The sequence below is a fragment of the Streptomyces sp. NPDC000941 genome, assembly GCF_053599555.1.
Genome location: NZ_JBSFMM010000445.1, coordinates 1 through 3,778 on the forward strand (window position 1 = coordinate 1; position 3,778 = coordinate 3,778).

3 protein-coding genes and 1 pseudogene are annotated in these 3,778 nt (G+C 72.9%); 2 read left to right on the forward strand and 2 right to left on the reverse strand.

Annotated elements, in window-relative coordinates; translation table 11 throughout:
* Positions 1 to 111 precede the first annotated feature (111 nt).
* Together ACWDSL_RS52440 and ACWDSL_RS52445 are read right to left on the reverse strand one after the other, a co-directional pair.
* Positions 112 to 945: pseudogene (locus tag ACWDSL_RS52440) on the reverse strand (glycoside hydrolase family 16 protein); the annotation flags it as partial.
* Positions 946 to 1,173: 228 nt separating this feature from the next.
* Positions 1,174 to 1,590 (reverse strand): ankyrin repeat domain-containing protein, encoded by a 417-nt coding sequence (locus tag ACWDSL_RS52445; protein ID WP_450496749.1) that lies wholly within the window; start codon positions 1,588 to 1,590, stop codon positions 1,174 to 1,176.
* A gap of 139 nt (positions 1,591 to 1,729) precedes the next feature.
* On the opposite strand from ACWDSL_RS52445, the gene ACWDSL_RS52450 reads away from it, so the two are divergent.
* Together ACWDSL_RS52450 and ACWDSL_RS52455 are read left to right on the forward strand one after the other, a co-directional pair.
* A complete protein-coding gene (locus ACWDSL_RS52450) occupies positions 1,730 to 1,924 on the forward strand; it encodes a hypothetical protein (RefSeq protein WP_014174892.1) in 195 nt (64 codons plus the stop codon).
* A 1-nt stretch (position 1,925) separates the two neighbouring features.
* Positions 1,926 to 3,671 (forward strand): ATP-binding protein, encoded by a 1,746-nt coding sequence (locus tag ACWDSL_RS52455; protein WP_450496750.1) that lies wholly within the window; start codon positions 1,926 to 1,928, stop codon positions 3,669 to 3,671.
* Positions 3,672 to 3,778: the final 107 nt, after the last annotated feature.

Sequence of the window (3,778 nt, forward strand, 5' to 3'; positions counted from 1 at the left end):
CGTGGCCGGGCGCCGACGCACCGCGTCACCGCGTCACCGCGTCACCGCGTCACCGCGTCACCGCGTCACCGCGTCACCGCGTCACCGCGTCACCGCGACAGCTGCTCGTCAGGTGACCTTGACGTAGTCGACCACCAGCTGCTGCGGGAAGGTGGTCGAGCCGTCCGGGTCGCCGGGCCAGTAGCCGCCGACCGCGAGGTTGAGAATGATGTAGAAGCCGTGGTCGAACACCCAGCGGTTGCCGTTGAGATCGGCCGGGGTGCGGGTCTGGTAGACGTTGCCGTCGACGGACCAGGTGATCTTGTTGGGCGACCAGTCGACCGCGAAGGTGTGGAAGCCGTCGGCGAACTTCTGCCCGTTCGGCAGGGTGTAGCCGGCGCCTATGCCGCCCGAGCCGGAGTAGCCGGGGCCGTGGATGGTGCCGTGCACGGTGCTGGGCTCGAAGCCGACGTTCTCCATGACGTCGATCTCGCCGCAGTTGGGCCATCCGGCGCTGCCGATGTCGTTGCCGAGCATCCAGAAGGCGGGCCACATGCCCTGCCCCCGGGGCACCTTGATCCGGGCCTCCACACGTCCGTACGCGGTGGTGAAGGTGCGCGCGGTGGAGAGCCGGGCTGAGGTGTACTCGCACCGGCCGTACCAGCAGTTGTAGTTGGCCGGGTTCTCCTTGCGGGCGGTGATGACCAGGTTGCCCTGGCCGTCGAGCGCGGCGTTCTTGGTGCCGTCCGTGTAGTACTGGCGCTCGTGGTTGTTGACGTTGTCGCCGGTCTCATAGCCCCATTTGGAGCCGTCGACGGCGCTGCCCGCCGCGCCGTCGAAGTTGTCGGTGAAGGTGGCGGCGACGGCCGGCGGGGCGGCGTCGGCGGCCGGGGCCGGCCAGGGGGCGGCGGCGAGGGCGGCCGCCGCGAGCAGGCCGGTCATGGCGATGCGCAGAGTTTTCCTCATGAAGCGATGGCCTTCCTGTGTGGGGGAACGGGCGTCCTGGGGCAGCCCGTAGGGAAGGGGGCGCGAAGGGTGCGCGATAGGGACATCATGCCGAGCCTTGTTCAAGGCATGTCAATAGTCCGGACCATTCGCTTCAAAGAAGTTGAGGCATTACGGCGTCGGCAGGGTCGGCGGCGGACAGAAGTCGAACGGGCGACAGGCCACCCGTACGCCGTCAGCTCACTCCGCTCACTCCGCCGCGCCGAACAGCGCGAGCAGATCCCGCCGCCCGAACATACGCGCCGCCTCGACCGCCGAGGGCGAGCCCGCCCGCGGATCGGCGCCACCGGCCAGCAGCACCCGCACCACTTCCTCCTCACCCTTGAAGGCGGCGCCGGCGATGGGCGTCTGGCCGTGTTCATTGGGGCGGTCGGGGTCGGCCCCGCGGTGCAGCAGGGAGGAGACGGTCGCCGCGTGCCCGTGATACGCCGCGAGCATGAGGAGCGAATCCCCCTTGTCGTCGGTGAGGTTGGCCGGGACCCCCGCGTCCACATAGGCGGCGAGCGTATCGGTGTCCCCCACCCGGGCCAGATCGAAGACCTTGGCCGCGAGCTGCAGCACCTCCGGGTCGTGGGCCGGCTCGGTCTCGCGGTTCTGGTCGCTCATGGGCGTCTCGCCTCCGGCTTCGCGTCCACACCAGTGAATACACCGATAATCCACCCATTTGCACCTTTTGCCGAGTGGGTACCTGGAGTGACCCTGGAAGAACTCATGGTGACCGTCCCCCACCAGCCAGGAGCCCGTGATGATCCTGTCCATTTCCGGCGTCGTACTGCTCGGTGTCATCGTCTTCGTGTTCTTCCGCAAGGACGGCCTCAAGGCGTCGCACGCCATCATCTGCGCCCTTTTCGGCTTCTATCTCGCGAGCACCGCGATCGCCCCGAGCATCAGAGCCGGTGGCACCAGCCTGGCCAACCTGCTGGGCGGGATCAAGTTCTGACGTGCGCCGACGACCACTCCCCCGTGTCCTCGGCGGCGGCGGCCCGCTGGCCCGCGCCCGCGGGTTCGCCCGCGGCGGCGGGCTGATCCGCGCCGCCGGGCTGATCCGCGGCGGCACATCCGCCCGCCTCGGCAAGCCGGTCCGCGGCGCCAGGTCGGCCCGCGTCCGCGGGTTCGCCCGGGCCGTCGGCGACGGCACCGCCGACGTACTGCATCCGCTGATCGCGCTCGGCCGCGGGCTGCGCGCCATGGCCGCCGCCGGGCGGCGCAAATGGGCGCAGACCCCGAAGGAGCGCCGCGGCCCTGCGCTGTTCCTGATGGCCACCTGCGTGGTGGGCATCGCCCTGCTGCCGTACGGCCCGACGCTGTCGGCCGTCAGCCTGATGGGGGCCGCGTTCTGGGCCGGGCGCAAGGGCCCGGTGAAGGATCCGGGGCCCGACGAGGCCGGCCGGGAGCGCCTGCGGATCCTGTACGAGGCGCTGGTGCCGTACTTCTCCGCCGCCGAGGACCCGAGCCCGCTGTATACGCACGGCGGGGAGTGGTCGAGCGCCTTCGGCTCCTTCGAGTTCGACGACGCCGGACGGCTGACCCTGCTCAAGCTGCACTACCCCGCGTACTTCACCGACGGCGACGCGGAGTCCCGCACCCGCGTCGAGCGGCTGCTGTACGCCAAGTCGGGGCGCGGCCGGGAGTACTTCTTCGAATGGGACGAGGAGGCCAACCGCCTGACGATGTCGGTGCTGCCCGCCCTGTCCACCGCGATCGGCGCCCAGCGCTTTGTGACCACGCCGGGCGAGACCGTGCTCGGCTTCACCGACGCCTCCTCGGTGCAGCGCACGCTGCCCGTCACGGAGGCCGCCGACGACCCGGCGGAGGAGGTGCGGCGGGACGCCCCGCCGGTGGTGTGGCGCACCGGGCCGCGGTCGACGGAGCCGCATCTGCTCGCGCTCGGCCCGCCCGGGAGCGGCACCACGACCCTGCTGCGGTCCATCGCCCTCCAGGCGCTGTGCCACGGCCAGGTGCTGGTGGTGGACGGCAGCGGCACCGGCGAGTACGCGTTCCTCGGCGGCCGGGCCGGGGTGCTGGGCGTCGAATGCGGGCTCGCCGGGACGCTGGCGACGCTGGAGTGGGCGGCACACGAGACGGAGCGGCGGCTGATCGCGGCGAACCGGGCCCGCCAGACGGGCCACCCGCCGCCGCAGGACATCCTCCGCCCGCTGTGGCTCGTCCTCGACCGGCCGACGGTGCTCGGTCAGCTCGCCGCGGCCGAGGGCCGCCGCGACCCGCAGGAGCTGCTGCAGGTGCCGCTGCGCCACGGGCGGGCGGCCCAGGTGCGGGTGGTGGTGGCCGACCACCTCGACGCCGCGGACGCGCTCGGCGAGGTCGTACGGTCCCACACCCGGGCCCGGGTGGTGCTGGGGCCCGCCTCCGACGACCAGATCCGGGCTGTGCTCGGCGCCCCGCCGCACACCACGCCGACGCCCGAGGTGCCCCCGGGCCGGGGCTACGTACGGCTCGGCGCCGGCCCGGTGCACCGGCTGCAGGTGCCGGCCACCCCCGACCCGTACGACGAGGCGACGAGCGAGGCGCAGCGGCAGACCGTGCTCGGGCTGCTGCCGGAGCCGGAACTGCCGCGAGAGGCCGCGGCCCCGGACCTGGCCCCGGCCCCGGCCCCGGCCGCGGGGCGGATCGACATGCCGGTCGACATGGTGAAGGCCGGGCCCACGGGGAGCCCGACGGAGGGGTAGGCGGTGTCCGGGCGGCCAGGCCGTGCCCAGGCGGCCAGGTCGCGGCGGCGCGGCCAAGCCGTGTCCGGGCAGCTCACTCGCGGCGGCGCGGCCTTCGAGGCCGCGCC